Consider the following 26,962-nt stretch of genomic DNA (forward strand, 5'->3'; position numbering starts at 1 on the left):
GGCAGGCTGGGAGCAGGGCCGCTGCGACGGCCGGAGCCGCTGAGGCGGAGACCGTGAGACGAGGAGGACGGACATGGCAGGGGTGCGGGTGATCGGTGCGGGCGTGATCGGACTGAGCTGCGCGGTGCGCCTGCTCGAGGCCGGGCACGAGGTGACCGTGCTGACGGAGCAGGACCCGCAGCAGACCACCTCCCGGGTGGCCGGCGCCCTCTGGTACCCCTACCTGGCCGCCCCCGTGGACCGGGTGACCGCCTGGGGCGTGCGGACGCTGGCCGAGCTGATCCGGCTGGCCGAATCCGAGCCCGAGTCCGGCGTGCACCTCGTGGACGGCACGGAGGTCGGCGTGGGGGAGCTGCCGGACCCTGCGTGGGCGGCGGACGTGCTGGACTTCCGTCGCGTGGCCGGGCGGGGCGGAGAGCCCGGGGGAGGCTGGGCCTTCGCCGCGCCGCTGGCGGACATGAGCGTCTACCTGGGCTGGCTGGTGCGGAGGGTCGAGGTGTTCGGCGGGCGGATCGAGAGGCGGCGGCTTCAGGCGGTCCCGGACGACGGCGTGCCCACCGTGGTGGCCGCCGGGCTGGGGGCGCGCGAGCTGCTGCCGGATCCGAGCATGTCCACCGCGCGCGGGCAGATCCTGTTGTTGCGGCAGTTCGGGCTGACCCGCTGGACGCTGGACCAGACCGGTGAGCAGCCGGTCTACGTGTTCCCGCGGGAGAAGGACATCGTGGTGGGCGGCACCTCGGACCCGGCGGACACCCGGATCGACCCGGACCCGGCCATCGGGGCGGCCGTCCTGGACCGCGCCGTGAAGCTGGTGCCGGAGCTGGCCGGGGCGCAGGTCCGAGAGCACCGGGTGGGACTGCGGCCGGTGCGCCCGGCGGTGCGGCTGGCGGCCGAGACGCTGGGGGCCACGCCGGTGGTGCACTGCTACGGCCACGGCGGCGCCGGCGTCACCCTGTCCTGGGGCTGCGCGGACGAGGCGGCGGCCCTGCTCGAAGCGTCCCTCTGAGGCCCTGACCCGCCTCCCGTTCCACGAGCGAAAGTGCCTCAGGGGCGGGCGCCGACCTCCGCCGGGACGGTCCGCTGGATGCCGGCGCGCGAGGCCTGCCAGCCCAGCAGCGCCGCGCAGCCGAGCGAGAACACCGCGGAGACCAGCGCGGTCACCGGGTCGCCGGCGGTGGACGGGTCCACGTAGGAGTCGGTCACGGTGCCGATCAGCGTGCCGACGGCGATCACCACCACGTTGTTCACCACGTGCAGGGCGATCGCCGCCTCGAGCCCGCCGGTGCGCCACGTCAGCCAGACGGCGGCCGCGGCGAACGCGCCCAGGTCCAGCAGGATCCAGACGTCGAGGGACCCGTGCGCGAGGGCGAAGATCGCCGTGGAGACGAGACCGCCGACGATCCAGCCGACGATCGGGTGGCGGAACCAGGAGCCCACGGAGGCCAGCACCCAGCCGCGGAACAGGTACTCCTCGCCGGCGGCCTGGAACGGGGTGAGCACGAACGCCATCACGAGCATCCACACCCAGTCCTCGGAGCGCGGCAGGGCCACCGCCCCGGTCAGCGCCCAGGCACCCACCACGTAGACGAGGTAGATCGGCAGCAGCACCAGCGTGCAGCGCAGCATCCAGGCCCAGCGCACCCGTCCGGTCACCGAGTGCAGGAACCGGGCCGCCACCGGATGGCCCCAGCGCACTGCGAGCAGGGCCACCGGGATCAGCGCGGCGAGCATCAGGTTGTTGATCGCCATGATCGGCGCGGACTCGAAGGCGGCGTCGTAGACCGCATCCGGGGCGTCGAGCACGTCCGGGCCGGCCGAGGCGAACAGCGCGGGGAGCATGGCGAGGGTGCCCACCACCATCACCACGATCGTCAGGCCCAGGGCGATGCCGGACGAGCCCAGCGGATGCCACCAGCGGTGCCGTGGCGTGCGCAGCACCTGGGAGTAGTCGGCGCCGATCAGCGGCAGGTCCAGGGGCTTCGCCGGCACCGGCATCGGCGGGAACGGGGGAGCGGCCGGAGGAGCCCCGCCCGGCCCGGACCCGCCCTGCGGGGCGACGCCGTACGGCGCCTGCTGCGGAGGCATGCCCTGCGGCGGCACCCCGGAGGGCGCCTGCTCGGGGGACACCGGGCGGCGCGGCGGCTCATCCGGGAAGAGGGCGGGGTTGTACGGCGGCTGACTCATGCGGACGACGCTAGCAACGCACCCGGACGCTGCGGAGCCGCCCTGAGGCGGAGGCGCACCCGCGACGAAAGGGCGAGGCGCCGTCGTCGTGTAGGCTGGAGGGTCGGTGCCCGCTGCAGTCCGCGGTGGCGGGCATCCCGGACGCCCGGCGTCCGGGCCCACTGTTCGCGGTACAACTCTCAAGGAGTTCATCATGGCCCTGGATCCGGCTGTCAAGCAGCAGATCATCACGGAGTACGCCACCCACGAGGGTGACACCGGTTCGCCCGAGGTGCAGATCGCGGTCCTGTCGCGTCGCATCAAGGACCTGACCGAGCACCTCAAGGAGCACAAGCACGACCACCACACCCGCCGCGGCCTGATGGCCATGGTCGGTCGCCGTCGTCGCATGCTCGGCTACCTCAAGGACACCGACATCGAGCGCTACCGCTCGCTGATCGAGCGCCTCGGCCTGCGCAAGTGACGCAGCGCTGAACAGGCGATGACGAGGCGGTGCCGCTCCGGCGTGGGACTCCCACCCGTAGCGGTGCCGCCTCTAGTCTGTTCCACGACGACGGCCGCGCACCTGGCGCTGCCGCGTCACCACAACTGAAGCACCCGACGCCCCTGCCGGCACCCTTCGCGGTCCTCGACAGTGGCTCCCGGACCCGCCGCCCCTTCGGGCGGACGGACGCCGAGGGCCTCGATCGAAGACCAGGACGGTGCCTCCGGACGCGCAGGGCGTCGTCTCTGAAAGGAGGGACCATGGAAGGTCCTGAGATCACATTCGCCGAAGCCGTCATCGACAACGGCTCCTACGGAAAGCGCACCGTGCGCTTCGAGACCGGCCGCCTCGCCCAGCAGGCCGCCGGCGCCGCGATGGTGTACATCGACGAGGAGACGTCGATGCTGTCCGCCACCACCGTGGGCAAGTCCCCGCGCGAGGGCTTCGACTTCTTCCCGCTCACCGTGGACGTCGAGGAGCGCATGTACGCCGCGGGCCGCATCCCCGGCTCGTTCTTCCGCCGCGAGGGCCGCCCGTCCACCGACGCGATCCTCACCTGCCGTCTGATCGACCGCCCCCTGCGCCCGGCCTTCACCAAGGGCATCCGCAACGAGGTCCAGGTCGTCGTGACCGTCACCTCGATCGCCCCGGACGAGATCTACGACACCGTGGCCATCAACGCCGCGTCCATGTCCACCCAGCTCTCCGGCCTGCCGTTCTCCGGCCCGATCGGCGGCGTGCGCATGGCCCTGCTGGACAACGGCATGGGCGAGCGCCAGTGGGTGGCGTTCCCGAAGCACTCCCAGCTGAAGGACGCCGTCTTCACCATGGCCGTGGCCGGCCGCATCGCCGGTGACGACATCGCCGTGATGATGGTCGAGGCCGAGGCCACCCCGGACGCCTGGACCCTCATCAAGGATCACGGCGCCGGCGCCCCGACCGAGGAGGTCGTGGCCGAGGGCCTCGAGGCCGCCAAGCCGTTCATCCGCACCCTGTGCGAGGCCCAGGCCGACCTGGCCGCCCGCGCCGGCAAGGAGCCGGTGGACGTGCCGGTCTTCAAGGACTACGAGGACGACGCCTACGCCGCCGTGGAGAAGCTCGCCTCCGAGCGCCTGACCGAGATCTTCTCGATCGGCGACAAGCAGGAGCGCGAGGCCGCCTCCGACGCCTACCACGCCGAGGTCATCGAGGAGCTCGCCGGAGAGGGCAAGGAGTTCGAGGAGCGCCGCAGCGAGATCGCCAAGGCGTTCGGCTCGGTCACCAAGGAGATCGTGCGCCAGCGCATCCTGCGCGAGCAGGTCCGCATCGACGGCCGCGGCCTCACCGACATCCGCAAGCTCACCGCCGAGGTCGAGGTCCTGCCGCGCGTGCACGGCTCCGCGATCTTCGAGCGCGGCGAGACGCAGATCATGGGCGTCACCACGCTGAACATGCTCAAGATGGAGCAGCAGATCGACTCCCTGGCGCCGGAGACCTCCAAGCGCTACATCCACCACTACAACTTCCCGCCGTACTCCACCGGCGAGACCGGCCGCGTGGGCTCTCCCAAGCGCCGCGAGATCGGCCACGGCGCCCTCGCCGAGCGCGCCGTGGTGCCGGTGCTGCCCTCCCGTGAGGAGTTCCCGTACGCGATCCGTCAGGTCTCCGAGGCCCTCGGCTCCAACGGCTCCACCTCCATGGGTTCGGTCTGCGCCTCCACCCTGTCCCTGCTGAACGCCGGTGTGCCGCTGCGCGCCCCGGTCGCCGGCATCGCCATGGGCCTGGTCTCCGCCGAGGTGGACGGCCAGACCCAGTACGCCGCCCTCACCGACATCCTCGGCGCCGAGGACGCGTTCGGGGACATGGACTTCAAGGTGGCCGGAACCTCCGAGTTCGTCACCGCGATCCAGCTGGACACCAAGCTCGACGGCATCCCGGCCTCCGTGCTCGCCGCCGCGCTGACCCAGGCCCGTGAGGCCCGCCTGCACATCCTGTCCGTGCTGAACGCCGCGATCGACGGCCCGGACGAGATGGCCTCGACCGCGCCGCGCATCATCGCGGTGCGCATCCCGGAGGACAAGATCGGTGCGGTCATCGGCCCCAAGGGCGCCATGATCAACCAGATCCAGGACGACACCGGCGCGGAGATCACCATCGAGGATGACGGCACCGTGCTGATCGGCGCGACCGACGGCGCCTCCGCCGAGGCCGCCCGCTCCGCCGTGAACGCTATCGCCAACCCGCAGGTCCCCGAGGTCGGCGAGCGCTACCTCGGCACCGTGGTGAAGCTGACCACCTTCGGCGCCTTCGTGTCCCTGACCCCGGGCAAGGACGGCCTGCTGCACATCTCCGAGCTGCGCAAGCTCAACGACGGCAAGCGCGTGGACGACGTCGAGGACGTCGTGGGCGTGGGCCAGAAGGTCCAGGTCGAGATCACCAAGATCGACGACCGCGGCAAGCTCTCGCTCGCCCCGGTGGTCGCCGAGGACGGCGCCGAGGCGGAGACCGCCGACGCCGTCGAGTCCTCGGAGTCGACCGAGGCCTGATCGGCCCGCCCCGGTGAGGGGAGGGGTTGCACGGTCCCTCGGCCTGATCGGCCCTGACGCGCGGCCCCGTGCCGGCGAGCGGACAGCTCGTCGGTGCGGGGCCGTCGTCGTGCCCGGAGGAGGGTGCGCTTCGGGCGGCTCGTCCGCTGGCCACCCCGCGCGCTGCGCCGAGCCAGAAGGTTTGGCCCCTTCGTGCACTCGGGAAGTGCCCACTTCCTCTGGTTCGGCACGGGGTGGCGCAGGGGTGATCGCCGAGCCAGAGGGTTTGGCCCCTTCGCGCGCTCGGGAAGTGCCCACTTCCTCTGGCTCGGCGAGCCAGAGGGTTTGGCCGGTTGACGGCCCGCTGAAGTAGCCGTTTGTTCTGGTTCGGCGCGGGGTGGGGCCGGGGTGATCGCCGAGCCAGAAGGTTCGGCCCCTTCGTGCATTCGGGAAGTGCCCACTTCCTCTGGTTCGGCGAGCCAGAGGGTTCGGCACCGGGTCACCCGGTTCGCACCCTCGCGCCGGGTCCGGAACAATGGGGCCGGTGACGTCCATCCAGCAGATCCCCCTCGACTACACCGGCACGCTCGCGGACGACGGCGCCGGTGAGATCCGCCGCTCCGTGCTGCCCGGCGGCGTGCGCGTGCTGACCGAGGCGATGCCGAACCAGCGCTCGGTGACGATCGGCTACTGGGTGGCGGTCGGCTCCCGCGACGAGTCCCCGCAGGGGTTCGGCTCCACCCACTTCCTTGAACACCTGCTGTTCAAGGGCACCCCCACCCGCAGCGCGATGGACATCGCGGCGGCCTTCGACCGCGTCGGCGGGGAGTCCAACGCCGGCACGGCGAAGGAGTCCACGGTCTACCACGCCCGCGTGCTGGACGAGGACCTGCCGATGGCGATCGAGGTCCTCACGGACATGCTGGCCTCCTCGGTGATCGACCCGGCCGAGATGGAGACCGAGCGCGGCGTGATCCTCGAAGAGCTCGCCATGGACGCGGACGACCCCATGGACTACGCCCACGAGCGCCTCGCGGAGGTCCTGCTCGGGGCGCACCCGCTGGCCCGCCCGATCGGCGGCACCCCGGACACCATCCGCGGCGTCACCCGCGAGCACGTGTGGGACCACTACGCGCACTGGTACCGCCCGGACGAGATCGTGGTGACCGCCGCCGGCGGCCTGGAGCACGACGAGGTCTGCCGCCTGGTCCTCGAAGCCCTGTCCCGGTCCGGCTGGGACCTGCCCGAGGGAGCCTCCCCGGCCCCGCGCCGCGCCGTGGACACCACCGCTGCCGCGGCCGCGTCGATCGACCCCGGCATGCACCGCTTCGCCAAGCAGGTGGAGCAGGCCAGCGTGCTGGTGGGCGGCCGCTCGCTGTCCACCACGGACGAGGACCGCTTCGCTCTAGGCGTGATGAACGCGATCCTCGGCGGCGGCATGTCCTCCCGCCTGTTCCAGCAGATCCGCGAGCGTCGCGGGCTGGCGTACTCCACCTACGCGTTCTCGGCGGGCTACTCGGACCTGGGCTACTACGGCCTCTACGCGGGCTGCCAGCCCTCCCGCGTCAGCGAGGTCGCAGACCTCATGGTGGCCGAGCTGGAGAGGATGGCCACCGAGCACGTCACCGCGGAGGAACTGGACCGCGCCCACGGCCAGATCTGCGGCGGCACCGTGCTCGGCATGGAGTCCACCGGTGCCCGCATGTCCCGCCTCGGCCGGTCCGAGCTGGTGCTCGGCGAGTTCGTGGACCTCACCGGCTCCCTGGACCGTGTCCGTGCCGTCGGCGCCGAGGACGTCCGAGCCGTCGCCGCCCGCCTGGTGGAGGGGGAGCGGGCGTCCGTCGTGGTCGGCCCGGAAGCCTGATCCGGCGCGTAGGCTGGTGCGCATGAGTGCCGAGTACACCCCCGCAGCCGAGAATGACCGGATCCGCGTCGCCCTGCTGGGTGCCTCCGGGAAGATGGGCCGCCGTGCCGTGGAGGCGGTCACCGCCGCCGAGGACATGGAGCTGGTCGCCGAGCTGACCTCCACGGACCCCCTCGAGCGCGTCCTCGAGGCCGGCGCCACGCACGTGGTGGACCTCACGGTCCCGGACGCCTCCCCGGACAACGTGGCGTTCGCGGTGGAGCACGGCCTGCACACCGTGGTGGGCACCTCCGGCTGGGTCCAGCAGCGCCGTGAGCGCCTGCAGGCCCAGCTTGCCCAGCACCCGCAGGTCGGCGTGCTCATCGCCCCGAACTTCTCGGTCGGCTCCGTGCTGGCCTCCGCCTTCGCCGCGAAGGCGTCCCGGTTCTTCGAGTCGGTGGAGGTCGTCGAGCTGCACCACCCGGCGAAGCTGGACGCCCCCTCGGGCACCGCGGTGCGCACCGCGGAGATGATCGCCGCCTCCCGCGCGGAGGCGGGCGTGGCCCCGAGCCCGGACGCCACCGAGCGTGACCCGGACGGCGCCCGCGGCGCGGAGGTGGACGGCGTGCGTGTGCACGCGGTGCGCCTGCGCGGGCTGGAGGCGCACCAGGAGGTGCTCATGGGCGGCCCCGGCGAGCAGCTCACCGTCCGCCACGACGCCTTCGACCGCGGCGCCTACATGCCCGGCGTGCTGCTGGGCCTGCGCCGGGTGGCCGCGCACCCGGGCCTGACGTACGGACTGGACGGATACCTCGACCTTGACTGACCCGCACACCCCGCACGAGCCGGCCGACGCTCCCGACCGCCGGGACGCCGCCGCCACCGGCGGCGAGCCCCGGCCGCAGCGTCCCCTGCTGACCAAGGTGGGGGTGGCCGCGGTCACCCTGCTGCTGCTGTTCTTCGCCGGCGTGGCCGTGTACTCGGCGATCGGCTTCGTCATGGCCCCGCAGCCGGTGGCGAAGCTGATCGGCGTGGCCGTGCTCGGCATCGTGGCGGTCGGTCTGTGGGCCCTGTGGCGCGAGATCCGCTTCGGCCTGCTCTCCGAGCGCATGGCCGCGATCCTCGCCGCCGAGGGCAACCTGCCGGTGGACGACCTGCCGCGCTCGCCCGGCGGCCGCATCGACCGCGCCTCGGCGGACGCCGAGTTCGAGACCTACCGCATCGAGGCCGAGGCCGCCCCGCAGTCCTGGCGTGCCTGGTACCGGCTCGGCCTGGCCTACGACGCCTCCGGGGACCGTCGCCGCGCCCGCGGCGCGATCCAGACCGCCGGCCGCCTCTTCACCGAGGATGCCCGCACCGCCCGCCGCTGACCGCTCAGCCTCCCCGCCCCGTTCCGGCCCGTCCGGGGCGTCCGCCTGTGGGGCAGGTGCTGCCGGCCGGCCTCAGCGTGGTCCGGGCCCCCGCTTCCCGACGACGGCACTCGCCGCCGCTTGCAGACCCGCCTCGAGCGGTCCCCGGCTCCGGCACAGGCGGAAGGCCAGCGCCACGGCGAGGCAGCCGGCCCACGCCACGAGCACGGCCACGTCCGTGTTCCAGCACCAGCCGGGGTCTGCGCAGAATGCGGACGGGCCCCGCAGCCCCGCGTCGGCCAGGGGCGCGAGCACCATCAGGTGTCCGACGTAGAGGGTGAGTGGGATCCGTCCCACCGTCTCGAGCGGCGCGGTCAGGACCCGCAGCGGCACCCGCCCCGACGCCCGCTCCCGCAACGGAACCCGCCCCGACGCCCGCTCCCGCAGCGGCACCCGCCCCGGTGCCCGCTCCCGCAACGGAACCCGCCCCGACGCCCGCTCCCGCAGCGGCCCGGAGGCCACGGCTGAGGGGACGACGGTCGCAGTGCGGTCGGCGAGCAGCACGGCCAGACCGAGCAGGGCCGTGGCCGCCCCGGCGACGCGCACCGCCTCGCCCATGCCGCCGCCGTGGGGCACGGCCAGCGCCAGCCACAGCGGGTCCGGGATGAGCCAGACCAGGGCGTGCTCTCCGGTCAGCAGGGTGGCCCGCAGCGTCTGAAGGTCCACGCCCGTGGCCGTGGAGATCCGCACCCGCAGGGACTCGTCGCGGGGGAGGGCCAGCCACACGGCGGCACCGGCTCCCCAGGCCGCCGCGCCTGCCGCCAGCATCCGCCCCGCGGCACGCGGCAGCTCTCCCCGGTCCCGGGCGGCCTCGACGGCGCGGCCCAGGCCGATGCCCAGCATCAGGAAGCCGCCCCAGGCCAGCACCGGGTAGTAGCCGGTGAGCAGCAGGTCCGAGAGCAGCACGCCGGGCCGGAGCAGGTCGGCGGGAGCCGGCGAGGTCCAGAGCCGGCCGTCCACGGACACGGCGGTCCGGCCGAGGAAGGACCAGCCCAGTGTGGTCAGGGCGAACACGGCCACGGGTCCGAGCAGGGTCCAGGCCACGCCGGCGGCCAGCGCAGTCCGGACCCGCAGCCGCAGCAGGGCAGGAGCCAGCGCGAACAGCACGCCGTAGTGGCACAGGATGACCGCCACGGGGGACTCGAGCAGGCCCAGCAGCAGCCCGAGCAGGAACAGCAGCCCCGCGCGGACCAGGAGGCGGGTGGTCCGCCGGGGGTGAGGGTCCGTCGTCGGCAGGCCGGCGGAGCCGGGGGAGGGCCAGCTGAGTGCGAGGGAGACGCCGGCAACCACCACGAACACCGCCGAGGCGAGCCCGGCGAACGCCAGGTGCTCCCAGGAGGGCGAGCCGTCCGCTGCGGTCGGGTTCCCCACATGCACGGCCACCATGCCCAGCACCGCCAGCCCGCGGACGGCGTCCACGCCCCGCACACGACGGGCCGGGCGATCCGACGCGGGGCCGCGCCGGGAGGCGGGGGAGGAGGCAGAGGTCACGGCAGGCTCCCGAGACGGCGGCGGGCGGCGGGCGGTGTGTCTCCGCATGGCGGAACAGCCTCATTCTCCCAGGTGGCGGGCGGTAGGCTGGGCCCATGAGTGAGATCCGCGCCAGCCTCGCACCCGTCGACCCCGTGTTCGGCACCGTCGTGCCCGCCATGGTCACGCCCATGCGGCCGGACGGCTCCGTGGACCTGGACGCCGCCCAGGCGCTCGCCGAGCACCTGGTGGACAACGGCGCCGACGGTCTCGTGGTCACCGGCACCACCGGCGAGACCTCGACCCTCACGGACGAGGAGAACGTCGCCATGTTCCGCGCCGTCGTGGAGGCGGTCGGCGGGCGCGCGAAGGTCGTCGCCGGCACCGGCACGAATGACACGAACCACTCGCTGCACCTGAGCCAGGCGGCCGCGGAGACCGGCGTGGACGGCCTGCTCCTGGTGACCCCGTACTACAACAAGCCCCCGCAGGCCGGCATCGCGGCGCACTTCCGTGCGGTCGCGGACAAGGTCGACCTGCCCATCATGCTCTACGACATCCCGGGCCGCTCCGTGATGCCGATCCAGGCCGAGACGCTCCTGTCCCTGGCCGAGCACCCGAACATCGTGGCTCTCAAGGACGCCAAGGGCGACCTGCAGTCCACGACCACCGTCCTGGCCGAGACCGACCTGGTGGTCTACTCCGGCGACGACGGCGCCACCCTGCCGCTGATGTCCCTGGGCGCCGTGGGCGTCGTCTCCGTGTCCGCCCACGTGGCCCCCGCGAAGTACCGCGAGCTCGTGGACGCCGCCAACGCCGGCGATATCGCCGCCGCCCGGAAGGCCCACTTCGAGCTGGACCCGGTCCAGCGCGCAATCATGACCCACGTCCAGGGCGCGGTCGCCGCCAAGGCCGTCCTCGCCGCCCAGGGCGTCATCCCGGCCGCCACCGTGCGGCTGCCGCTCGTCGAGGCCACCTCGGACGAGCTCTCGATCATCCGCGCCGACCTCGCGGAGGCCGGCATCACCTTCTAGAAGGGAAACCCACACCATGCCCTCAGGCGCACGCCTGCAGACCCCGCCCAAGCTCAAGAAGGGCGCACTTAGGATCGTGCAGCTCGGAGGTCTCGAAGAGGTCGGCCGCAACATGGTCACCTTCGAGATCGACGGCAAGATCCTCGTCGTCGACTGCGGCGTCCTCTTCCCCGAGGACACCCAGCCCGGCGTCGACCTGATCCTCCCGGACTTCTCCTACCTGAAGGACCGGCTGGAGGACATCGTGGGCATCGTGCTCACCCACGGCCACGAGGACCACATCGGTGCCGTGCCGTACCTGCTGCGGCTCAAGTCCGACATCCCGCTGATCGGCTCCCAGCTCACCCTCGCCCTGATCGAGGCCAAGCTCGAGGAGCACCGCATCAAGCCGCTCACCCTCGCCGTGAAGGAGGGGGACACCGAGCGGTTCGGCCCCTTCGAGTGCGAGTTCGTGGCCGTCAACCACTCCATCCCGGACGCGCTCGCCGTGTTCGTCCGCACCGCCGCGGGCACCATCCTGCACACCGGCGACTTCAAGATGGACCAGCTGCCGCTCGACGGCCGCATCACGGACCTGCGCGCCTTCGCCCGGCTGGGCGAGGAGGGCGTGGACCTGTTCATGACGGACTCCACCAACGCGGAGGTCCCGGGCTTCACCATGACCGAGAAGGAGATCGGCCCGACCATCGAGCGCTACTTCGCGGACGCGAGGCAGCGGATCGTGGTGGCCTCCTTCTCCTCGCACGTGCACCGTGTGCAGCAGGTCCTGGACGCGGCCGCGAAGCACGGCCGCAAGGTCGCCTTCGTCGGCCGCTCGATGATCCGCAACATGGGCATCGCCTCGAAGCTCGGCTACCTGGACGTGCCCGACGGCCTGCTCATCGACGCCCGCAAGGTGGACAAGTACCGGGACGACGAGGTCGTGCTGATGTGCACCGGCTCCCAGGGCGAGCCGATGGCCGCCCTGTCCCGCATGGCCAACGGCGACCACCAGGTCCAGCTGGAGGAGGGCGACCTCGTGGTCCTCGCCTCCTCGCTGATCCCGGGCAACGAGAACTCCGTCTTCCGCATCATCAACGCCCTCATGAAGCTGGGCGTGCAGGTGGTGCACAAGGGCATGGCCAAGGTGCACGTCTCCGGCCACGCCTCCGAGGGCGAGCTGCTCTACTGCTACAACATCGTCAAGCCGCGTCACGTCATGCCGGTGCACGGCGAGACCCGCCACCTGATCGCCAACGGCCGCATCGCGCAGAAGACCGGCGTGCCGGAGGAGAACATCGTCCTGGCCGCCAACGGCACCGTGGTGGACATGGCGGACGGCCGCGTCCGCGCCGTCGGCGAGATCGACTGCGGCTACGTCTACGTGGACGGCTCCTCGATCGGCGAGATCTCGGACGCGGACCTGAAGGACCGCATGGTGCTCGGCGAGGAGGGCTTCGTCTCCGTCATCACCGTGGTGAACCGCCAGTCCGGCAAGATCATCTCCGGCCCGGACATCCACGTCCGAGGCGTGGCCGAGGACGCCAAGGTGTTCGAAGGCATCAAGCCCAAGATCGCCCGCGCGCTCGAGGAGGCCGTGCAGTCCGAGAAGACGCACACCACCCACCAGCTGCAGCAGGTCGTCCGCCGCACCATCGGCACCTGGATCAACCGCAAGCTGCGCCGCCGCCCGATGATCGTCCCGGTGGTCATCGAGGCCTGACCGGGACGCAGCCGGCCGCGCGTCGCCCGCACGCCGGTCGCGTGTTGGCAGCGCCGGCCGCGCGTCGCTCGCCACACGGGCCGCGCGCCGGCAGCACCGCCCGGCCCCGCCGGCCCGCACGCCGGCCGCCCGAAGCCCCGCGGTGTCCTCCTGGGACGCCGCGGGGCTTCGCGGTACCGTAGGAGCGATATGGCGACTCGTACTTCCCCCGCGCGCTCGTCGTCCTCCTCCACCCGTTCCCGCTCCGGCTCCGGCCGGTCCGGGGGCTCCACGCGAGGCAAGGGCGCGACCACCAAGACCACCGTCGACCTGGACCGGCCGCCGCTGCCGGTCCGGGTCCTCCACGCGATCTGGATGGCCCTGGCCACCCCGGTCGGCGCCGTCGTGCGCAAGCTCGGCCCGGACGTGCGCATCCCGCGTGAGGACCGCCGGGACGGCACCGGCTTCCTGCTCGTGCTCCTGGCCGCGCTCGTCGCCGCCGTCGAGTGGTGGGGCCTGCGGGACGTCACCGAGTTCGGCCGCATCGTCAACGCGGTGGTGGCCGGCACCGTCGGCTGGTTCGCCTTCCTCGTCCCCTTCGTCCTGGTGATCATCGCCGTACGCTGCTTCCGCACGCCCACCGAGCACCGGACCAACGGACGCATCATCATCGGGCTGCTGGTCGCCACGGTCGCAGGCTCCGGCATCGCCCACCTCGCCGGGGGACTGCCTTCGGCGGCCGAGTCCTTCGAGGACATGCTTCGCGCCGGCGGCATGGTCGGCTACCTCGCCACCAGCCCGCTCGCCTCCCTGCTGACGGCCGTCCCCGTGTGGGCGGTCATGATCGCCCTCGCGTTCTTCTCCCTCCTCATCATCACGGCCACCCCGCTGGGGGCCATCGGCGAGCGCCTCCGCGCCGGCTACGCCTGGCTCACCGGGCAGGACCCGCAGGCCGCCGCCGAGGTCGCCCGCGAGCGCAAGGCCGCCCGTCGGGCCCGCCGCGAGGGCCACGCGGACGAGGACGGCACCGAGGGCTCTGAGGGTCGCACGCACCCGGACCACGACCAGTCCTACCTGGACTCCACCTCCCGCGCCGCCGACGCGCCGGCCCCGGCCCGGCGCCCCGGTCTGTTCGCCCGCCTGTTCGGCCGCGGCCGCCGGGCCGAGGAGCCCGTGGAGCCGGAGTACACGCAGACCCGCGCCTACGACTCGGCCCTCGTGGACGAGGAGGAGACCGCCGCCGTGCCCGCGGACGAGCAGCCCACCCAGGCGCTGTCCCGTCCGCTCGACGACGCCGGCCGCCGCTCCGGCTCCCACGTCTTCGACGCCGCCGCGGACTTCCCTGAGGCCGAGGACGAGGCCGCCGGCCCGGACACCGAGGAGCTGCCGACTGTCCCGGCGGGCGTGAAGCGCCCGACCGCCGCGGACCGCGCGCTCGAGCAGGTCCGCGAGCACGCCCGTGCCCAGCAGGCCTCCCGCCCCGCGGAGGCGGACGTCTCCGCCCGCCCGGTGGCGAAGCATGCCGGCGAGGACTGGACCGACGCGCCCGGCGAGGCGGACGCGGACGGCAGGGGGCCGTCGTCGTCCGCGGATGCCGCCGGCGCCCCGGCCGTGCAGTCCGTCTCCACCCCGGAGCCGGTGCCGGCCGTGCCGTCCGTCCCGGCCAAGACCGAGCAGCTCGAGCTCGGCGGGGACGTGTCCTACACGCTGCCCGAGTCCTCCCTGCTGCCGGCCGGACCGGCGCCGAAGGAGCGCTCGGAGTCCAACGACCGGATCGTGGAGGCGCTGACCACCTGCTTCCAGGAGTTCAAGGTGGACGCGAAGGTCACCGGGTTCTCCCGCGGCCCCACCGTGACCCGCTACGAGGTGCACGTCGCCCCGGGCACCAAGGTGGAGAAGGTCACCGCCCTGGAGAAGAACATCGCCTACGCGGTGGCGTCCTCTGATGTGCGCATCCTCAGCCCCATCCCGGGCAAGTCGGCGATCGGCATCGAGATCCCGAACACGGACAAGGAGGTCGTCGTTCTCGGCGACGTCCTGCGCTCGCAGGCCGCCCAGCGCAACGAGCACCCGATGATCATGGGCGTCGGCAAGGACGTGGAGGGCGGCTACGTGGTGGCCAACCTGGCGAAGATGCCGCACATGCTCGTGGCCGGCGCCACCGGTGCGGGCAAGTCCTCCTTCGTGAACTCGATGATCACCTCGATCCTCATGCGTGCCACCCCGGACGACGTCCGCATGGTCATGGTGGACCCGAAGCGCGTGGAGCTCACCGCCTACGAGGGCGTCCCGCACCTGGTGACCCCGATCATCACCAACCCGAAGAAGGCCGCCGAGGCCCTGCAGTGGGTGGTGAAGGAGATGGACACCCGCTACGACGACCTCGCCGCGTTCGGCTTCAAGCACATCGACGACTTCAACAAGGCCGTCCGCGCCGGGAAGGTCCAGCTGCCGCCGGACTCGAAGCGTCAGCTGCGCCCGTACCCGTATCTGCTGGTGATCGTGGACGAGCTCGCGGACCTGATGATGGTCGCCCCGCGTGACGTGGAGGACGCGATCGTGCGCATCACCCAGCTGGCCCGTGCCGCCGGCATCCACCTGGTGCTGGCCACCCAGCGGCCGTCCGTGGACGTGGTCACCGGCCTGATCAAGGCCAACGTGCCCTCCCGCATGGCGTTCGCCACCTCCTCGGTGACCGACTCCCGCGTGGTCCTGGACCAGCCCGGTGCCGAGAAGCTCCTCGGCCAGGGCGACGCCCTGTTCCTGCCCATGGGCAAGTCCAAGCCGATGCGTGTGCAGGGCGCCTGGGTCAACGAGTCCGAGATCCACGCCGTGGTGGAGCATGTGAAGTCCCAGATGCAGGTCCAGTACCGCGACGACGTGGTGCCGGAGAAGGCCGAGAAGGTGATCGACGAGGACATCGGAGACGACCTGGACCTGCTGCTGCAGGCCGTGGAGCTGGTGGTGACCACCCAGTTCGGCTCCACCTCCATGCTGCAGCGCAAGCTCCGCGTGGGCTTCGCCAAGGCCGGCCGCCTCATGGACCTCATGGAGTCCCGCGGCGTGGTGGGCCCGTCCGAGGGCTCCAAGGCCCGCGACGTGCTGGTCAAGCCGGACGAGTTGGCCGGTGTGCTCGCCACCATCAGCGGCGACGCCCCGCCGGAGCCTGCCCCCGCGCCGGCCGGCGAGGCCCCGTCCGGCGGTGCCGGCGCGGGTGCCGGAGCCGCCGGGGGCGACGGCGCCCGTGACCTGGTGGCCGAGGACCTGGACAATCGTCCTCAGGCCCAGCAGTGGCACGATGAGGACGACGCGGAGGGGTCTGAGGACGCATGGCAGCTGACCGGCCGATGAGCGGCTCTGTGAACGGTGCCGACGCGCCGACCCCGCCGGACGCCTCCGAGCAGGCGGCGGCCTCGCAGACCCCGCCTCAGCACTCCAACTGGAACCTGCCGAACGTGCTCACCGCGGTGCGCATCGTCATGGTCCCGTTCTTCGTGTGGGCGCTCTGGGCCGGCGGCCCGTGGGGCGAGGACTCCACCGCCGCCCGCTGGATCGCGTTCGTGCTCTTCGCCGCGGCGATGTACACGGACAAGCTGGACGGGGACATCGCCCGGGCCCGCGGGATCGTGACGGACTTCGGCAAGATCGCCGACCCCATCGCGGACAAGCTGCTCACCGGCGCCGCCCTGGTGGTCTTCTCCCTGCTCGGCGAGCTGTGGTGGTGGGTCACCGTCCTGTTCCTCGTGCGCGAATGGGGGATCACCCTGCTGCGCCTGGTGGTGATCAGGTACGGCGTCATGCCGGCCTCTAAGGGCGGAAAGCTCAAGACGGTGCTGCAGACCGCGGGCATCGGCTTCCTGTCCATGCCCCTGTTCGAGGTCCTCGGCTTCTGGTGGGCCTATGTCGGCTGGTTCTTCCTCGGTGCCGCGCTCGTGGTGACCGTGGTGACCGGCGTCGACTACGTCCGCCAGGCGGTGCTGCTGCGCCGCGAGGCCCTCGCCTCCGGGCGCGTGACCCGCTGAGTCCGGTGCCGGTGCCGGTGCCCTGAGGAGACCCACATGACGACGACGGCACAGCCCTCCGCCTTCCTCCTCGCCCTGGTCCGGGGGCTGAGGGAGCAGGGCCTGACCCTGGCCTGCGCCGAGTCCCTCACCGCCGGCCGCGTGGCGGCCGCCGTGGCCGACGTTCCCGGGGCCTCGGCCGTGCTGCAGGGCGGGGTGGTGGCCTACCAGAACCGCGTGAAGCACGAGGTGCTCGGCGTGGACGCGCAGGTGCTGGACACCCGCGGCGCCGTGGACCCGGAGACCGCCCGCCAGATGGCCGCCGGCGCGCGCCGCCTCGTCGGCGCGGACATCGGGGTCTCCACCACCGGCGTCGCCGGTCCGGAACCGCACCAGGGCAAGGCCGTGGGGACGGTCTGGGTGGGCCTGGCCGTCGGTGAGGATCTGGCGGATCGGGCGGCCGTCGTCGTGGGCGAGCGCGGTGAGCCCCAGGCGGACGGGACGGTCACGGCGGCCCGGCTCCTCCGGCTGGACGGGGACCGCGAGGAGATCCGGGCCCAGTCCACGCAGGCCGCGCTGGCCATGGTGGCCGAGCTGCTCGGCCGCTGACGTGCGCGGACCCACGCCTGCCGCGCCGCCGGTGCGATGCCGTCGGCCGGTGACGGAGCGCGCGAACGTCACGGAACGGAAAAGTTCGCCCCGGCGGGAATGATCACCGCACCGGCGTGGTTGTCCTGAACGAGTCAAGAACAGAGGGCGCGATCGGACCGGGCGACCTCAGCGCTGTGGTCCAGGGAACGTCCAGGAGGTACCGATAGACATGATGAGGCACCCCATCCACACCAACGGCATCACCCGCTGGGTCCAGGACGGACCGCAGGATGAGGCCCACCAGACCCCCGCCGCCCCCGAGATCAAGGAGCGCTCCATGCCCATCCTCCGTCACGAGATCGGCGACGTCCTCCGCGACGTCCGCCAGCGCCAGGGCCGCACGCTCCGCGAGGTGTCGCACGACGCCCGCGTCTCCCTCGGCTACCTGTCCGAGGTGGAGCGCGGCCAGAAGGAGGCCTCCTCCGAGCTGCTGGCCTCGATCTGCGACGCACTCGACGTGCCGCTGTCCGCCATGCTCCGGGAGGTCTCGGACCGCATCGCCGAGCAGGAGGGCGTCATCGTCCCGGACACCGTGCCGGACGAGCTGACCGCAGACCTCGGCGGCTCCGGCCGCGTGGGCACCCTCGCCCACTGATCGTCGGATCCGCTGCTCCACGACGACGGGCGGTCGCCTTCACACGAAGGCGACCGCCCGTCGTCGCGTCACGGCGGCACGCCGCCGTGACATCATCGACACCGCACGCCCGGGCAGGGCGCGCTCCCGTGGCTCCGCGCCGCGGACCGAGAGACGATCCGAGAGGACCTGCATGCGCCGCAGCGAGTTCACCCGCCTCGTGGCCGAGGAGTTCGGCCCCGCCCGGGGACCGGTGATCGTGGACACCCTGAACCTGCCCGGGCTCGACTGCACGGGCGCCGAGGCGTTGGCGAAGGGGGTGGACCCGCGGGACGTCTGGCGGGCGATCTGCGACCTGCAGGACGTGCCGGAGGAGCGCCGGCTCGGCCGGGACATCCCGCCGAAGGGGTGAGCGCCGGACACGCCGCACCGTGTATCGAACACATGTTCGAAGATGTGCGGTAGTGTCCTCCACAGCAGACCGAATGCGGGCTGCCGTCCACAGATCCGCCGGCGCGCCCTATCGTGTCGGCGCCCGTCCGTAGTGTCGTCCACGAGCGGATCGGACGGACCCGCGCCGGGCCCCGCGGCCCGGACCGAAGACCACACATCCAGAGGTGAAAGATGAGCACCGACACCGGCAACGACCGTCAGAAGGCCCTCGACGCCGCCCTGGCCCAGATCGACAAGCAGTTCGGCAAGGGCTCCGTGATGCGTCTGGGCGAACAGTCCCAGACCCCGGTCGAGACCATCTCCACCGGCTCCGTCGCCCTGGACGTGGCCCTCGGCACCGGCGGCCTGCCCCGCGGCCGCGTCGTGGAGATCTACGGCCCGGAGTCCTCGGGCAAGACCACGGTCGCCCTGCATGCGGTGGCCAACGCCCAGCGCAACGGCGGCATCGCCGCGTTCATCGACGCCGAGCACGCGCTCGACCCGGTCTACGCCCGCAAGCTCGGCGTGGACACGGACGCCCTGCTGGTCTCCCAGCCGGACACAGGCGAGCAGGCCCTCGAGATCATGGACATGCTCGTCTCCTCGGGCTCCCTGGACATCATCGTCGTCGACTCCGTGGCCGCGCTCGTGCCGCGCGCCGAGATCGAGGGAGAGATGGGCGACTCCCACGTCGGCCTGCAGGCCCGCCTCATGTCGCAGGCGCTGCGCAAGATCACCGGCCGCCTGGCCCAGTCCAAGACCACCGCGATCTTCATCAACCAGCTGCGCGAGAAGATCGGCGTGTTCTTCGGCTCGCCGGAGACCACCACCGGCGGCAAGGCCCTGAAGTTCTACGCCTCGGTCCGCATCGACGTGCGCCGCATCGAGACCCTCAAGGAGGCCGGCAACCCGGTCGGCAACCGCACCCGCGCCAAGATCGTGAAGAACAAGATGGCCCCGCCGTTCAAGCAGGCCGAGTTCGACATCCTCTACGGCGAGGGCATCTCCAAGGAGGGCGGCCTGATCGACATGGGCGTCGAGGAGGGCATCGTGCGCAAGTCCGGTGCCTGGTTCACCTATGACGGGGACCAGCTCGGCCAGGGCAAGGAGAATGCGCGCCGCTTCCTCAAGGACAACCCGGACCTGGCCCTCGAGATCGAGACCCGGATCCTCCAGAAGCTCGGCATCGTGCCGGACGAGGACGCCGAGGCGGAGGGCGAGGAGCCCGCGCTGACAGCCGTCCCGGACGCCGGCTGATCCGCCGCACCGCACGGATCAGCGCATGAGTGAGCGGCGAGGCCGCGGCAAGCCCCAGGGAGATCCTTCGTGGGGCGACGCCATCTGGATCGAGGCCCCTTCCGTGAAGGCCGCCCGAGAACGGGACGCCCGCCGCGGGGAAACCGGTGACGAGACGACGGCCGCGGACACCGAGTGTCTCGAGGAGGATCTGCCGGACGGCGTCGACCCCGATCGCCTCGCCGCGGCCCGCGCCCGCAGCGCTGCCCGGCGCGCCCGTGCGCAGGCCGAGCGCGAACACGTGGTGGGCTCTGGGCTGCCCGAGCCGCGCCGCAGCCGCCGCAGGACGAGCGCCGAGGCCGGCGGTGGCCCCCGCGGTCGCGGCAGCGGCAGTCGCCGGGAGCCGGCGCCGCTGCCGTCCGACCCGGACGAGCTGCGCGAGCTGGCCCGGAACATCGCGCTGCGCCACCTCACGGGTGCGCCCCGTTCCCGCCACCAGCTCGAGGAGCGCCTGGCGGACCGCGGCATCCCGGAGGAGGTCGGCGCCGAGGTCCTGGACCGCATGGAGGCCGTCCGTCTGGTGGACGACGCCGCCTTCGCCGAGACCCTGGTGCGCTCCCGCCACCGCGGCCGCGGCCTGGCCCGCAGCGCCCTGCGCCGCGAGCTCAAGGAGAAGGGCGTGGACGGCGAGACCGCAGAGGAGGCCCTGGAGGCCGTCACCGGGGAGGACGAGCGCGCCGCCGCCGCGGAGATCGTCGCCAAGAAGATCCGCACCCGTCCCGTGCCCACCGGCCCGGACCCGGAGTCCCGGGCCGAGCGGGACAGGCACGTGCGGCGGCTCGTGGCCATGCTCGGCCGCAAGGGCTACGCGCCCGGCCTGGCATTCTCGGTCGTCCGCGACGCCATCGACGCCCAGGACGGCTGAGGCCGGCCCTCTGAGGACCGCCGGCCGCGCACCCACGGTGCCGGGCCGCCGTCGGGAGGGGCCGCGCCACTAGAATGACCTGCGATGACCACCACCGCTGACGCCCCGCAGACCCCCGCCGCGACCGCACCCATCGTGCCGGACAACACCGGCCGCACCTACGAGGTGCGCACCTTCGGCTGCCAGATGAACGTCCACGACTCCGAGCGCATCTCCGGCCTGCTCGAGTCCACCGGCTACAGGCCCGTCGCCGAGGGCGACCAGGCCGACCTGGTCGTCTTCAACACCTGCGCCGTGCGTGAGAACGCGGACAACCGTCTCTACGGCAACCTCGGCAACCTGCGGAACGTGAAGCAGGCCCACGAGGGCATGCAGATCGCCGTCGGCGGCTGCCTGGCCCAGAAGGACCAGGACGTGATCGTTCAGAAGGCGCCGTGGGTGGACGTGGTGTTCGGCACCCACAACATCGGCTCGCTGCCGACCCTGCTCGAGCGCGCCCGCCACAACCAGCGTGCCGAGGTCGAGCTGCTCGAGTCCCTCGAGGTCTTCCCCTCCACGCTGCCGACCAAGCGCGAGTCCACCCATTCGGCGTGGGTGTCCATCTCCGTGGGCTGCAACAACACGTGCACCTTCTGCATCGTCCCGTCCCTGCGCGGCAAGGAGAAGGACCGCCGCCCGGGCGAGATCCTGCAGGAGATCAAGGCGCTGGTGGCCGAGGGCATCGTGGAGGTGACCCTGCTCGGGCAGAACGTGAACACCTACGGCGTGGAGTTCGGAGACCGCGGAGCCTTCGCCAAATTGCTGCGCGCCTGCGGCGAGATCAAGGGGCTGGAGCGGGTGCGCTTCACCTCCCCGCATCCGGCGTCCTTCACGGACGACGTCATCGACGCCATGGCCGAGACCCCCAACGTGATGCCGCAGCTGCACATGCCGCTGCAGTCCGGCTCGGACAAGGTCCTCAAGGACATGCGCCGGTCCTACCGCTCCAAGAAGTTCCTCGGGATCCTTCAGAAGGTCCGTGAGCGCATGCCGCACGCGGCCATTACCACGGACATCATCGTGGGCTTCCCCGGTGAGACCGACGAGGACTTCGAGGACACCCTGCGCGTGGTGGAGGCCTCCCGCTTCTCCTCGGCGTTCACCTTCCAGTACTCCATCCGCCCCGGCACCCCCGCCGGAGAGATGGAGGACCAGGTGCCCAAGCAGAAGGTGCAGGAGCGCTTCGAGCGCCTCGTGGCGCTGCAGGACCGCATCTCCGCCGAGGAGATGAAGACCCTCGTGGGCACCCGCCAGGAGCTGATGGTCACCGAGCAGTCCGGCTCCAAGGCCGGGGAGACCGGCCGCCTGGCCGGCCGGGCCCCGGACCACCGGCTGGTGCACTTCTCGGTGCCCGCCGGCTGTGAGACCCCGCGCCCGGGCGACTTCGTGACCGTCACCGTCACGGACGCCGCCGCGTTCTTCGCCATCGCGGACCCGACCGCCGAGGACTACCTGGTCCGCCGCAGCCGGGCCGGCGACGCCTGGGACCGCGCGCAGGCCGAGTCCTGCGGCGTGCCCACCCCGGGCGCCGGCGGCGCCACCAGCCTCGGAATGCCGTCGCTGCGCCCGCGCTCCTGATGTCCTCCGGCACCCAGGCGAGCCGGCAGCGCCCGGTGATCGCCGTCGTCGGGGCCACGGCCACCGGCAAGTCGGCACTGGCCGTGACGCTGGCACAGCGCCTGAGCGGGGAGGTCGTCAACGCGGACGCCCTGCAGTTCTACCGGGGCATGGACATCGGTACCGCCAAGACCATGCCGGCCGAGCAGCAGGGGGTGCCGCACCACCTGCTGGACGTCCTGGACGTCACCGAGGAGGCCTCCGTGGCCGCGTTCCAGGCGCAGGCACGGGAGCTGTTCGCGCAGATCCGCGGGCGGGGGAGGACCCCGATCCTCGTGGGCGGCTCGGGCCTCTACGTCCGCGCCGCCCTGGACGTGCTGGAGTTCCCGCCCACCGATCCCGCGGTGCGTGCCGAGGTGGAGGCCGAGCTGGCCGCGCGGGGAGCGGCAGCCCTGCGGGCCGAGCTCGCCGCGGTGGACGCGGCCTCCGCGCAGAACGTGAGGGACGAGCGGCGCCTGGTGCGCGCCCTGGAGGTCCACCGCATCACCGGCCGCCCCTTCAGTGCGTTCATGCCGCAGCGGCAGACCCACCCGGACGTCGCGCCGGCGGTGCAGATCGGCCTGCAGATCGACCGGGCCGTGCTGCACGAGCGCATCGCCGCCCGCGTCCACGCCATGGTGGACGCCGGGCTCGCCGAGGAGGTCCGCCGCCTGGAGGCCGCCGGGCTGCGGGAGGGCAGGACGGCCTCGCGGGCCATCGGCTACGCCCCGTTCCTGGCCGTCCAGGACGGGGAGATCACCGAGGCCGAGGCGATCGAGCAGACCATCGTGGCCACCCGCCGCTTCGCCCGCCGCCAGGAGACCTGGTTCCGGGCCGACCCGCGCGTGCACTGGGTGGAGGCGCTGGCCGAGGACGTGGTGGAGCAGGCGCTGGCGGTGCTCTGACTCGTCGCGGGACTGAGCTCGTGCCCCGGGCGTCCTCTCCTGCACAGCCGCCCTTCGCTCTGAGCGCATCCCCGGAGCGCTCCCTGCGGTGGCGCGGCTCACACAGGCGCCGCTACGGTGCTGGAAAGCAGAGGGAAGGAGCGGAATCGTCATGGCCTTCAGCACACCGAAGCCCGGCAGCGCCCCCAGCGCATGGCACCGCGGCCTGGTGACGACGCTCGGCACGGTCGCCTTCGGCCGGCCCCGGATCCTGGGAGAGGTCCGCCCTGCCCGTGCCCTGCGCCGCGGCCCGCGCGGCTCGCGCCGCTCGCGCAGCACCCGGCCCACCGACGACGGCCACCGTCCCCGCCTCTACCTCGCCAGCCACCGCAACGGCGCCATCGACGGCTGCGCCCTGGCCTCCGCCGCCCCCGGCGCGCAGTTCCTCGTCTCGGCCCAGCTGCTGCGCCATCCGCTGCTGCGCCTGCTGTTCACCGGCATCCCCGTGGTGCGGCCGAAGGACGTGGAGCGCTACGGCATGGACCCGGCCGAGGTCGCGGACCCGGTGACCGCCGGGGTGCGCCACCTGGCCGCCGGGGGAGACCTCGTGGTCCTGCCCGAGGGCACCTCCGAGTGGTCGCACGCCCCGCAGCCCTACCGGAAGGGCGCCGCCCGGATCCTCGCCGCCTGCCGAGCCCAGGGCGTGGACGTGGAGGTCGTCCCGGTGGGCCTGTTCTACTCCGCCCCGGACCGCTACCGCTCCCGCGTGGAGGTCCTCCTCGGGGACCCTGTCCCGCTTCCCGACGACGGCACCTCGGCGTCCGATGCCGCCTCACCTGGGCCGTCGCGCGCCCCGGTGCCCGGCGCCGGCGGAGCGCCTGACCCCGCCGAGGTCGACCGCATCCACCAGGTGCTGTCCACAGCCTTGGACGAGGTGTCCGTGGACTGCCCGGACGATCAGTCCTTCCACGCTGTCCTCACGGCCGCCGGCGCCGACGCCCGCGCCGCAGAGGGCTTCACCGAGTCCTTTCTGCACCATCAGCGTCAGGCTCGCGCCGGCCGCCCGCCGCTGCCCGGAGCCCCGGCGCCGCGCTGGCCGCGGCTGCTCGGCCTGACCCTGCAGGCTCCGATCGCCCCGGTCCTGCTCACCGCCTGGGCGGTGGGGAAGAAGGCGGACGCCGTGAACACCGTCAGCTTCTTCCGTGTGCTCGGCGGCACGGCCGCCGCCCTGCTGTGGGCCCCCGTGCTCGCCGGGCTCACCGTGGCCAAGCCCGCCGCAGGTCCCGCCGCGCTGGCCTCGAGCGCCGCCGGGTGGGCACTGCTCGGTGTGAACCGCTGGCGGCTGTAGCCCCGGGTCTGCCCGCCACCTCGTCCCGACCGTTCCTCAACCAGACGCCCGACCCGCCACCAGGAGAGACGCCATGGCCCTGATCATCGACTTCCACCACGAGGACGCCGCCGAGCTGGCCGTGTCCGGAGGCAAGGGCGCGTCCCTGGCCCGGACGGCGCGTGCGCTGCCGGTGCCGCCGGGGCTGATCGTCACCGCCGAGGCCTACCGGGACCTGGTGAAGGACATCGCCGCGGACCTGCGGGCGGTCCTGGCCCGCCTGGACGCCGGCGAGACCGACGTGGACACCGCCGCCGCCGAAGCCCAGGAGCTGATCCTGGCCGCCGAGGTCCCGGAGGCCTGGCGCAGCCGGCTCGCCGCGCTGATGGAGCAGTCGGGGCTGGCAGACCACGCGGTGGCGGTGCGGTCCTCCGGCACCATGGAGGACCTGCCCGGCGCCGCCTTCGCCGGCCAGCACGACACCCACCTGGGCGTGCGCGGCGTGGAGGACGTGCTGGCGAAGGTGCTTGCCTGCCACGCCTCGCTCTGGAACGCCCATGCCATGCGGTACCGGCAGCGGCTCGGGGTGGACCATCTCGAGGCGGCCATGGCCGTCGTCGTGCAGCAGATGGTGGAGGTGGGCGCCGAGGAGGCGGCCGGCGTCGCCTTCTCCGTGGATCCGGTGCGCGGGCAGATGGGGCACGTGCTGATCAACGCGGCCTTCGGCCTGGGCGAGACGGTCGTCGGGGGAGAGGAGCCGGTGGACGAGTACATCGTCGCCCGCCACGGGCACGAGCAGGTGGCCGAGACGATCGCGGAGAAGCCCCACGCCCTCGTCTCCCTGCCCGACGGCGGCACGAAGGAGGTGGACCTCTCCGCCGAGCACGGCGCCCGCCCGGCCCTCACCGAGGACCAGCGTGCCGAGGTCGCGGACCTGGCCGTGGCCGCCGAGGTGCACGCCGGGTTCCCGCAGGACATCGAATGGGCGTACTCGCAGGGGCGGCTGTTCCTGCTGCAGTCCCGCCCCGTCACCCGCGTGGCCGCCCGGCTCACCCGGGATGAGTCCGCGGAGCGCTTCCCCACGCCGATCGCCCCGCTGACCTGGGACCTGGTGGAGGACGGCTTCCACCGCTCCCTGAACCACTCCTTCGACCTCATGGGCCTGCCGCCGTTCGACGACAAGTGGTTCGTGATGAAGGACTCCTGGATCTACGGCAACCAGACCGCCGTGGAGCTCTACGCGGACCGGCTGCCGCTGCGCATGCTCACGGACGCCGAGTCCCTCGAGGCCGCCATCCCGGAGATCATCCGCGACTACTCCTGGGTGCAGCAGCTGCCCCTGCAGTGGGCCCGGGACCTGGACACCTACCTGCTCGCCCTCGGCCGGCTCGACGCCGTGGACCCGGACGCACTGGGCCTGCCGGCCCGCTGGGAGCACGTCAAGGCCATCGCCGCCGCCGGCAACGCCTACTTCCTGCCGAACATCGCCATCTCCCTGACCCAGCGCACCCTCTACGGCGCCCTGCAGCGCATGCTGTCCATGGCGCTGAGCACGGAGCAGGCGCAGCAGGTGTTCGAGCAGCTCCTCTCCGCCACGGACACCAAGACCGGTCAGGTCAACGCCGAGCTGTGGGAGCTCTCCCGCACCCTGCGCGCCACCCCGGAGCTACTGGACGCGCTCGCCGCGGACGGTGCGGCCGCCGTGGTGGACCGCCTCGAGACGTGGCCGGAGTTCGCCGCCGCCTTCACGCGGTTCCTGCAGCGGCACGGCCACCGTGAGCTCGACTTCGACGCCTACCATCCCACCTGGGTGGAGGCCCCGCACATCGTCCTGGACCAGATCCGCCTCATGGCCGACCGCGAGGACGAGGACCACGCCGCCGCGGACCGGCGGGCGAAGGTCACCGCCATGGAGACCGAGCTGGCCGTGCTGGCCGAGGTCCCGGACCCGCTGCGCTACCTGGTGCAGGAGGTCATCCGCCTGGCCCGCGAGTACACCGCCCTGGACGACCTCGAGCACTATCAGACCACCCGCATGAGTCCGATCCTGCGCCGCGCCGTCCGCTCCCTCGGCGCCGGCCTGGTGGACGAGGGCGTGCTCAGCGACCCCATGGACGCGTTCTTCCTGCCGGTCGCGGACCTGGACGCCGCCTTCGGCGTCACCGGCGAGGGGCACGACGACGGCCACACGCCCTCGGACGGCGAGGGCGCCGCCGTCGGGAAGCAGGATCTGGCGCCGCTGACGGCGGTGGCCGCCGAACACAAGGCGGCCTACGAGGCCGCGTGTGCAGGGACCCCGGACTGGGTGTGGGGCAAGTCGGAGGCCGAGCAGTTCGACGACGACGCGCTCGTGGGCGCCGCCGGAAGCCCGGGTTCGGTCGAGGGCGAGGTGTTCCTGGTGCACGGGCCGGAGGACTTCGCGTCCTTCCCCTCCGGAGCGATCCTCGTGGCCCGCACGACCAACCCGGCCTGGACCGCGCTGTTCTACCAGGCCTCCGGGGTGATCACGGAGTCCGGCGGCGCGCTCTCCCACGGCGCGGTGACCGCGCGCGAGCTCGGGCTGCCGTCCGTCATGGCGATCCGCGGCGTGATGCAGCGGCTGGAGAACGGGCAGAAGGTGCGCGTGGACGGCTCCGCCGGGACGGTCTCGCTGCTTCAGGAGTGAGGGCCGGGACCAGGGCCGGCGGC

General features: G+C 72.7%; 21 protein-coding genes. 19 read left to right on the forward strand and 2 right to left on the reverse strand.

Going from position 1 to position 26,962, the window contains the following annotated elements:
• Positions 1–73: 73 nt before the first annotated feature.
• Positions 74–1,006, forward strand: a complete 933-nt coding sequence (locus MLY01S_RS04865; protein WP_067189850.1) for an NAD(P)/FAD-dependent oxidoreductase — start codon at positions 74–76, stop codon at positions 1,004–1,006.
• A 38-nt stretch (positions 1,007–1,044) separates the two neighbouring features.
• Here MLY01S_RS04865 and MLY01S_RS04870 read toward each other — a convergent pair whose 3' ends face one another.
• The gene (locus MLY01S_RS04870; RefSeq protein WP_227718756.1) at positions 1,045–2,184 is read right to left on the reverse strand and encodes a CPBP family intramembrane glutamic endopeptidase; all 1,140 of its coding nucleotides are present in this window, start codon (positions 2,182–2,184) and stop codon (positions 1,045–1,047) included.
• 193 nt (positions 2,185–2,377) lie between these two features.
• Between MLY01S_RS04870 and rpsO the strand changes: the two genes are divergently transcribed.
• The 5 genes from rpsO to MLY01S_RS04895 all read left to right on the forward strand — a co-directional run bounded on the left by rpsO (position 2,378) and on the right by MLY01S_RS04895 (position 8,385).
• Complete coding sequence (gene rpsO / locus MLY01S_RS04875; RefSeq protein WP_067189852.1) at positions 2,378–2,647, forward strand: 30S ribosomal protein S15; 270 nt, start codon at positions 2,378–2,380, stop codon at positions 2,645–2,647.
• 281 nt (positions 2,648–2,928) lie between these two features.
• The gene (locus tag MLY01S_RS04880) at positions 2,929–5,193 is read left to right on the forward strand and encodes a polyribonucleotide nucleotidyltransferase (protein WP_067189854.1); all 2,265 of its coding nucleotides are present in this window, start codon (positions 2,929–2,931) and stop codon (positions 5,191–5,193) included.
• 514 nt (positions 5,194–5,707) lie between these two features.
• Complete coding sequence (locus MLY01S_RS04885; protein WP_067189856.1) at positions 5,708–7,036, forward strand: M16 family metallopeptidase; 1,329 nt, start codon at positions 5,708–5,710, stop codon at positions 7,034–7,036.
• 22 nt (positions 7,037–7,058) lie between these two features.
• Complete coding sequence (gene dapB / locus MLY01S_RS04890; protein WP_067189858.1) at positions 7,059–7,841, forward strand: 4-hydroxy-tetrahydrodipicolinate reductase; 783 nt, start codon at positions 7,059–7,061, stop codon at positions 7,839–7,841.
• A complete protein-coding gene (locus MLY01S_RS04895; RefSeq protein WP_369804916.1) occupies positions 7,834–8,385 on the forward strand; it encodes a hypothetical protein in 552 nt (183 codons plus the stop codon). Before dapB ends, MLY01S_RS04895 begins: the two co-directional genes overlap by 8 nt.
• Positions 8,386–8,457: 72 nt before the next feature.
• Here the strand turns inward: MLY01S_RS04895 and MLY01S_RS04900 are convergent, their stop codons facing one another.
• The gene (locus MLY01S_RS04900) at positions 8,458–9,915 is read right to left on the reverse strand and encodes a heparan-alpha-glucosaminide N-acetyltransferase domain-containing protein (protein ID WP_167635518.1); all 1,458 of its coding nucleotides are present in this window, start codon (positions 9,913–9,915) and stop codon (positions 8,458–8,460) included.
• Positions 9,916–10,010: 95 nt separating this feature from the next.
• Between MLY01S_RS04900 and dapA the strand changes: the two genes are divergently transcribed.
• From dapA to MLY01S_RS04965, 13 genes are all read left to right on the forward strand, one after another.
• Positions 10,011–10,928, forward strand: coding sequence for a 4-hydroxy-tetrahydrodipicolinate synthase (dapA, locus tag MLY01S_RS04905; RefSeq protein WP_067189862.1), 918 nt, complete (start codon positions 10,011–10,013; stop codon positions 10,926–10,928).
• A 16-nt stretch (positions 10,929–10,944) separates the two neighbouring features.
• On the forward strand, positions 10,945–12,630 hold the full coding sequence (locus MLY01S_RS04910) for a ribonuclease J (RefSeq protein ID WP_067189864.1): 1,686 nt from the start codon (positions 10,945–10,947) through the stop codon (positions 12,628–12,630).
• Between the two features lie 189 nt (positions 12,631–12,819).
• Entirely contained in the window at positions 12,820–15,960 is a 3,141-nt protein-coding gene (locus MLY01S_RS04915) for an FtsK/SpoIIIE family DNA translocase (protein ID WP_067189866.1), read from the forward strand.
• Complete coding sequence (locus MLY01S_RS04920; RefSeq protein ID WP_135103357.1) at positions 15,957–16,631, forward strand: CDP-alcohol phosphatidyltransferase family protein; 675 nt, start codon at positions 15,957–15,959, stop codon at positions 16,629–16,631. The genes MLY01S_RS04915 and MLY01S_RS04920 overlap by 4 nt, the downstream gene beginning before the upstream one ends.
• A 36-nt stretch (positions 16,632–16,667) precedes the next feature.
• Positions 16,668–17,219: a CinA family protein gene (locus MLY01S_RS04925; RefSeq protein WP_067189870.1), complete on the forward strand. Its 552-nt coding sequence runs from the start codon at positions 16,668–16,670 to the stop codon at positions 17,217–17,219.
• Between the two features lie 211 nt (positions 17,220–17,430).
• Positions 17,431–17,856, forward strand: coding sequence for a helix-turn-helix domain-containing protein (locus MLY01S_RS04930; RefSeq protein ID WP_067189872.1), 426 nt, complete (start codon positions 17,431–17,433; stop codon positions 17,854–17,856).
• 172 nt (positions 17,857–18,028) lie between these two features.
• Positions 18,029–18,247: a DUF3046 domain-containing protein gene (locus tag MLY01S_RS04935; RefSeq protein WP_067189875.1), complete on the forward strand. Its 219-nt coding sequence runs from the start codon at positions 18,029–18,031 to the stop codon at positions 18,245–18,247.
• 212 nt (positions 18,248–18,459) lie between these two features.
• Positions 18,460–19,524, forward strand: a complete 1,065-nt coding sequence (gene recA / locus MLY01S_RS04940; RefSeq protein WP_067189877.1) for a recombinase RecA — start codon at positions 18,460–18,462, stop codon at positions 19,522–19,524.
• Positions 19,525–19,549: 25 nt separating this feature from the next.
• Positions 19,550–20,428 (forward strand): regulatory protein RecX, encoded by an 879-nt coding sequence (locus MLY01S_RS04945; protein WP_082739724.1) that lies wholly within the window; start codon positions 19,550–19,552, stop codon positions 20,426–20,428.
• An 84-nt stretch (positions 20,429–20,512) separates the two neighbouring features.
• The gene (gene miaB / locus MLY01S_RS04950; RefSeq protein WP_067189878.1) at positions 20,513–22,045 is read left to right on the forward strand and encodes a tRNA (N6-isopentenyl adenosine(37)-C2)-methylthiotransferase MiaB; all 1,533 of its coding nucleotides are present in this window, start codon (positions 20,513–20,515) and stop codon (positions 22,043–22,045) included.
• Positions 22,045–22,968, forward strand: a complete 924-nt coding sequence (miaA, locus tag MLY01S_RS04955; RefSeq protein ID WP_067189880.1) for a tRNA (adenosine(37)-N6)-dimethylallyltransferase MiaA — start codon at positions 22,045–22,047, stop codon at positions 22,966–22,968. The genes miaB and miaA overlap by 1 nt, the downstream gene beginning before the upstream one ends.
• A gap of 151 nt (positions 22,969–23,119) precedes the next feature.
• Positions 23,120–24,295: a lysophospholipid acyltransferase family protein gene (locus tag MLY01S_RS04960; protein ID WP_067189884.1), complete on the forward strand. Its 1,176-nt coding sequence runs from the start codon at positions 23,120–23,122 to the stop codon at positions 24,293–24,295.
• A 73-nt stretch (positions 24,296–24,368) separates the two neighbouring features.
• The gene (locus MLY01S_RS04965; protein ID WP_067189886.1) at positions 24,369–26,939 is read left to right on the forward strand and encodes a PEP/pyruvate-binding domain-containing protein; all 2,571 of its coding nucleotides are present in this window, start codon (positions 24,369–24,371) and stop codon (positions 26,937–26,939) included.
• Positions 26,940–26,962: the final 23 nt, after the last annotated feature.

Source organism: Micrococcus lylae NBRC 15355 (genome assembly GCF_001570885.1).
Taxonomy (GTDB): Bacteria; Actinomycetota; Actinomycetes; order Actinomycetales; family Micrococcaceae; genus Micrococcus; species Micrococcus lylae.

Excerpts from the sequence above, each read along its gene's own strand:
- MLY01S_RS04880 (WP_067189854.1), top strand. The coding sequence starts at position 2,929 with ATGGAAGGTCCTGAGATCACATTCGCCGAAGCCGTCATCGACAACGGC.
- MLY01S_RS04910 (WP_067189864.1), top strand. The coding sequence starts at position 10,945 with ATGCCCTCAGGCGCACGCCTGCAGACCCCGCCCAAGCTCAAGAAGGGC.
- MLY01S_RS04960 (WP_067189884.1), top strand. The coding sequence starts at position 23,120 with ATGGCCTTCAGCACACCGAAGCCCGGCAGCGCCCCCAGCGCATGGCAC.
- MLY01S_RS04935 (WP_067189875.1), top strand. The coding sequence starts at position 18,029 with ATGCGCCGCAGCGAGTTCACCCGCCTCGTGGCCGAGGAGTTCGGCCCC.
- MLY01S_RS04870 (WP_227718756.1), bottom strand. The coding sequence starts at position 2,184 with ATGAGTCAGCCGCCGTACAACCCCGCCCTCTTCCCGGATGAGCCGCCG.
- MLY01S_RS04865 (WP_067189850.1), top strand. The coding sequence starts at position 74 with ATGGCAGGGGTGCGGGTGATCGGTGCGGGCGTGATCGGACTGAGCTGC.
- MLY01S_RS04930 (WP_067189872.1), top strand. The coding sequence starts at position 17,431 with ATGATGAGGCACCCCATCCACACCAACGGCATCACCCGCTGGGTCCAG.
- MLY01S_RS04945 (WP_082739724.1), top strand. The coding sequence starts at position 19,550 with ATGAGTGAGCGGCGAGGCCGCGGCAAGCCCCAGGGAGATCCTTCGTGG.
- dapA (WP_067189862.1), top strand. The coding sequence starts at position 10,011 with ATGAGTGAGATCCGCGCCAGCCTCGCACCCGTCGACCCCGTGTTCGGC.
- MLY01S_RS04920 (WP_135103357.1), top strand. The coding sequence starts at position 15,957 with ATGAGCGGCTCTGTGAACGGTGCCGACGCGCCGACCCCGCCGGACGCC.
- miaB (WP_067189878.1), top strand. The coding sequence starts at position 20,513 with ATGACCACCACCGCTGACGCCCCGCAGACCCCCGCCGCGACCGCACCC.
- MLY01S_RS04885 (WP_067189856.1), top strand. The coding sequence starts at position 5,708 with ATGGGGCCGGTGACGTCCATCCAGCAGATCCCCCTCGACTACACCGGC.
- MLY01S_RS04915 (WP_067189866.1), top strand. The coding sequence starts at position 12,820 with ATGGCGACTCGTACTTCCCCCGCGCGCTCGTCGTCCTCCTCCACCCGT.
- rpsO (WP_067189852.1), top strand. The coding sequence starts at position 2,378 with ATGGCCCTGGATCCGGCTGTCAAGCAGCAGATCATCACGGAGTACGCC.
- MLY01S_RS04965 (WP_067189886.1), top strand. The coding sequence starts at position 24,369 with ATGGCCCTGATCATCGACTTCCACCACGAGGACGCCGCCGAGCTGGCC.
- recA (WP_067189877.1), top strand. The coding sequence starts at position 18,460 with ATGAGCACCGACACCGGCAACGACCGTCAGAAGGCCCTCGACGCCGCC.
- dapB (WP_067189858.1), top strand. The coding sequence starts at position 7,059 with ATGAGTGCCGAGTACACCCCCGCAGCCGAGAATGACCGGATCCGCGTC.
- miaA (WP_067189880.1), top strand. The coding sequence starts at position 22,045 with ATGTCCTCCGGCACCCAGGCGAGCCGGCAGCGCCCGGTGATCGCCGTC.
- MLY01S_RS04925 (WP_067189870.1), top strand. The coding sequence starts at position 16,668 with ATGACGACGACGGCACAGCCCTCCGCCTTCCTCCTCGCCCTGGTCCGG.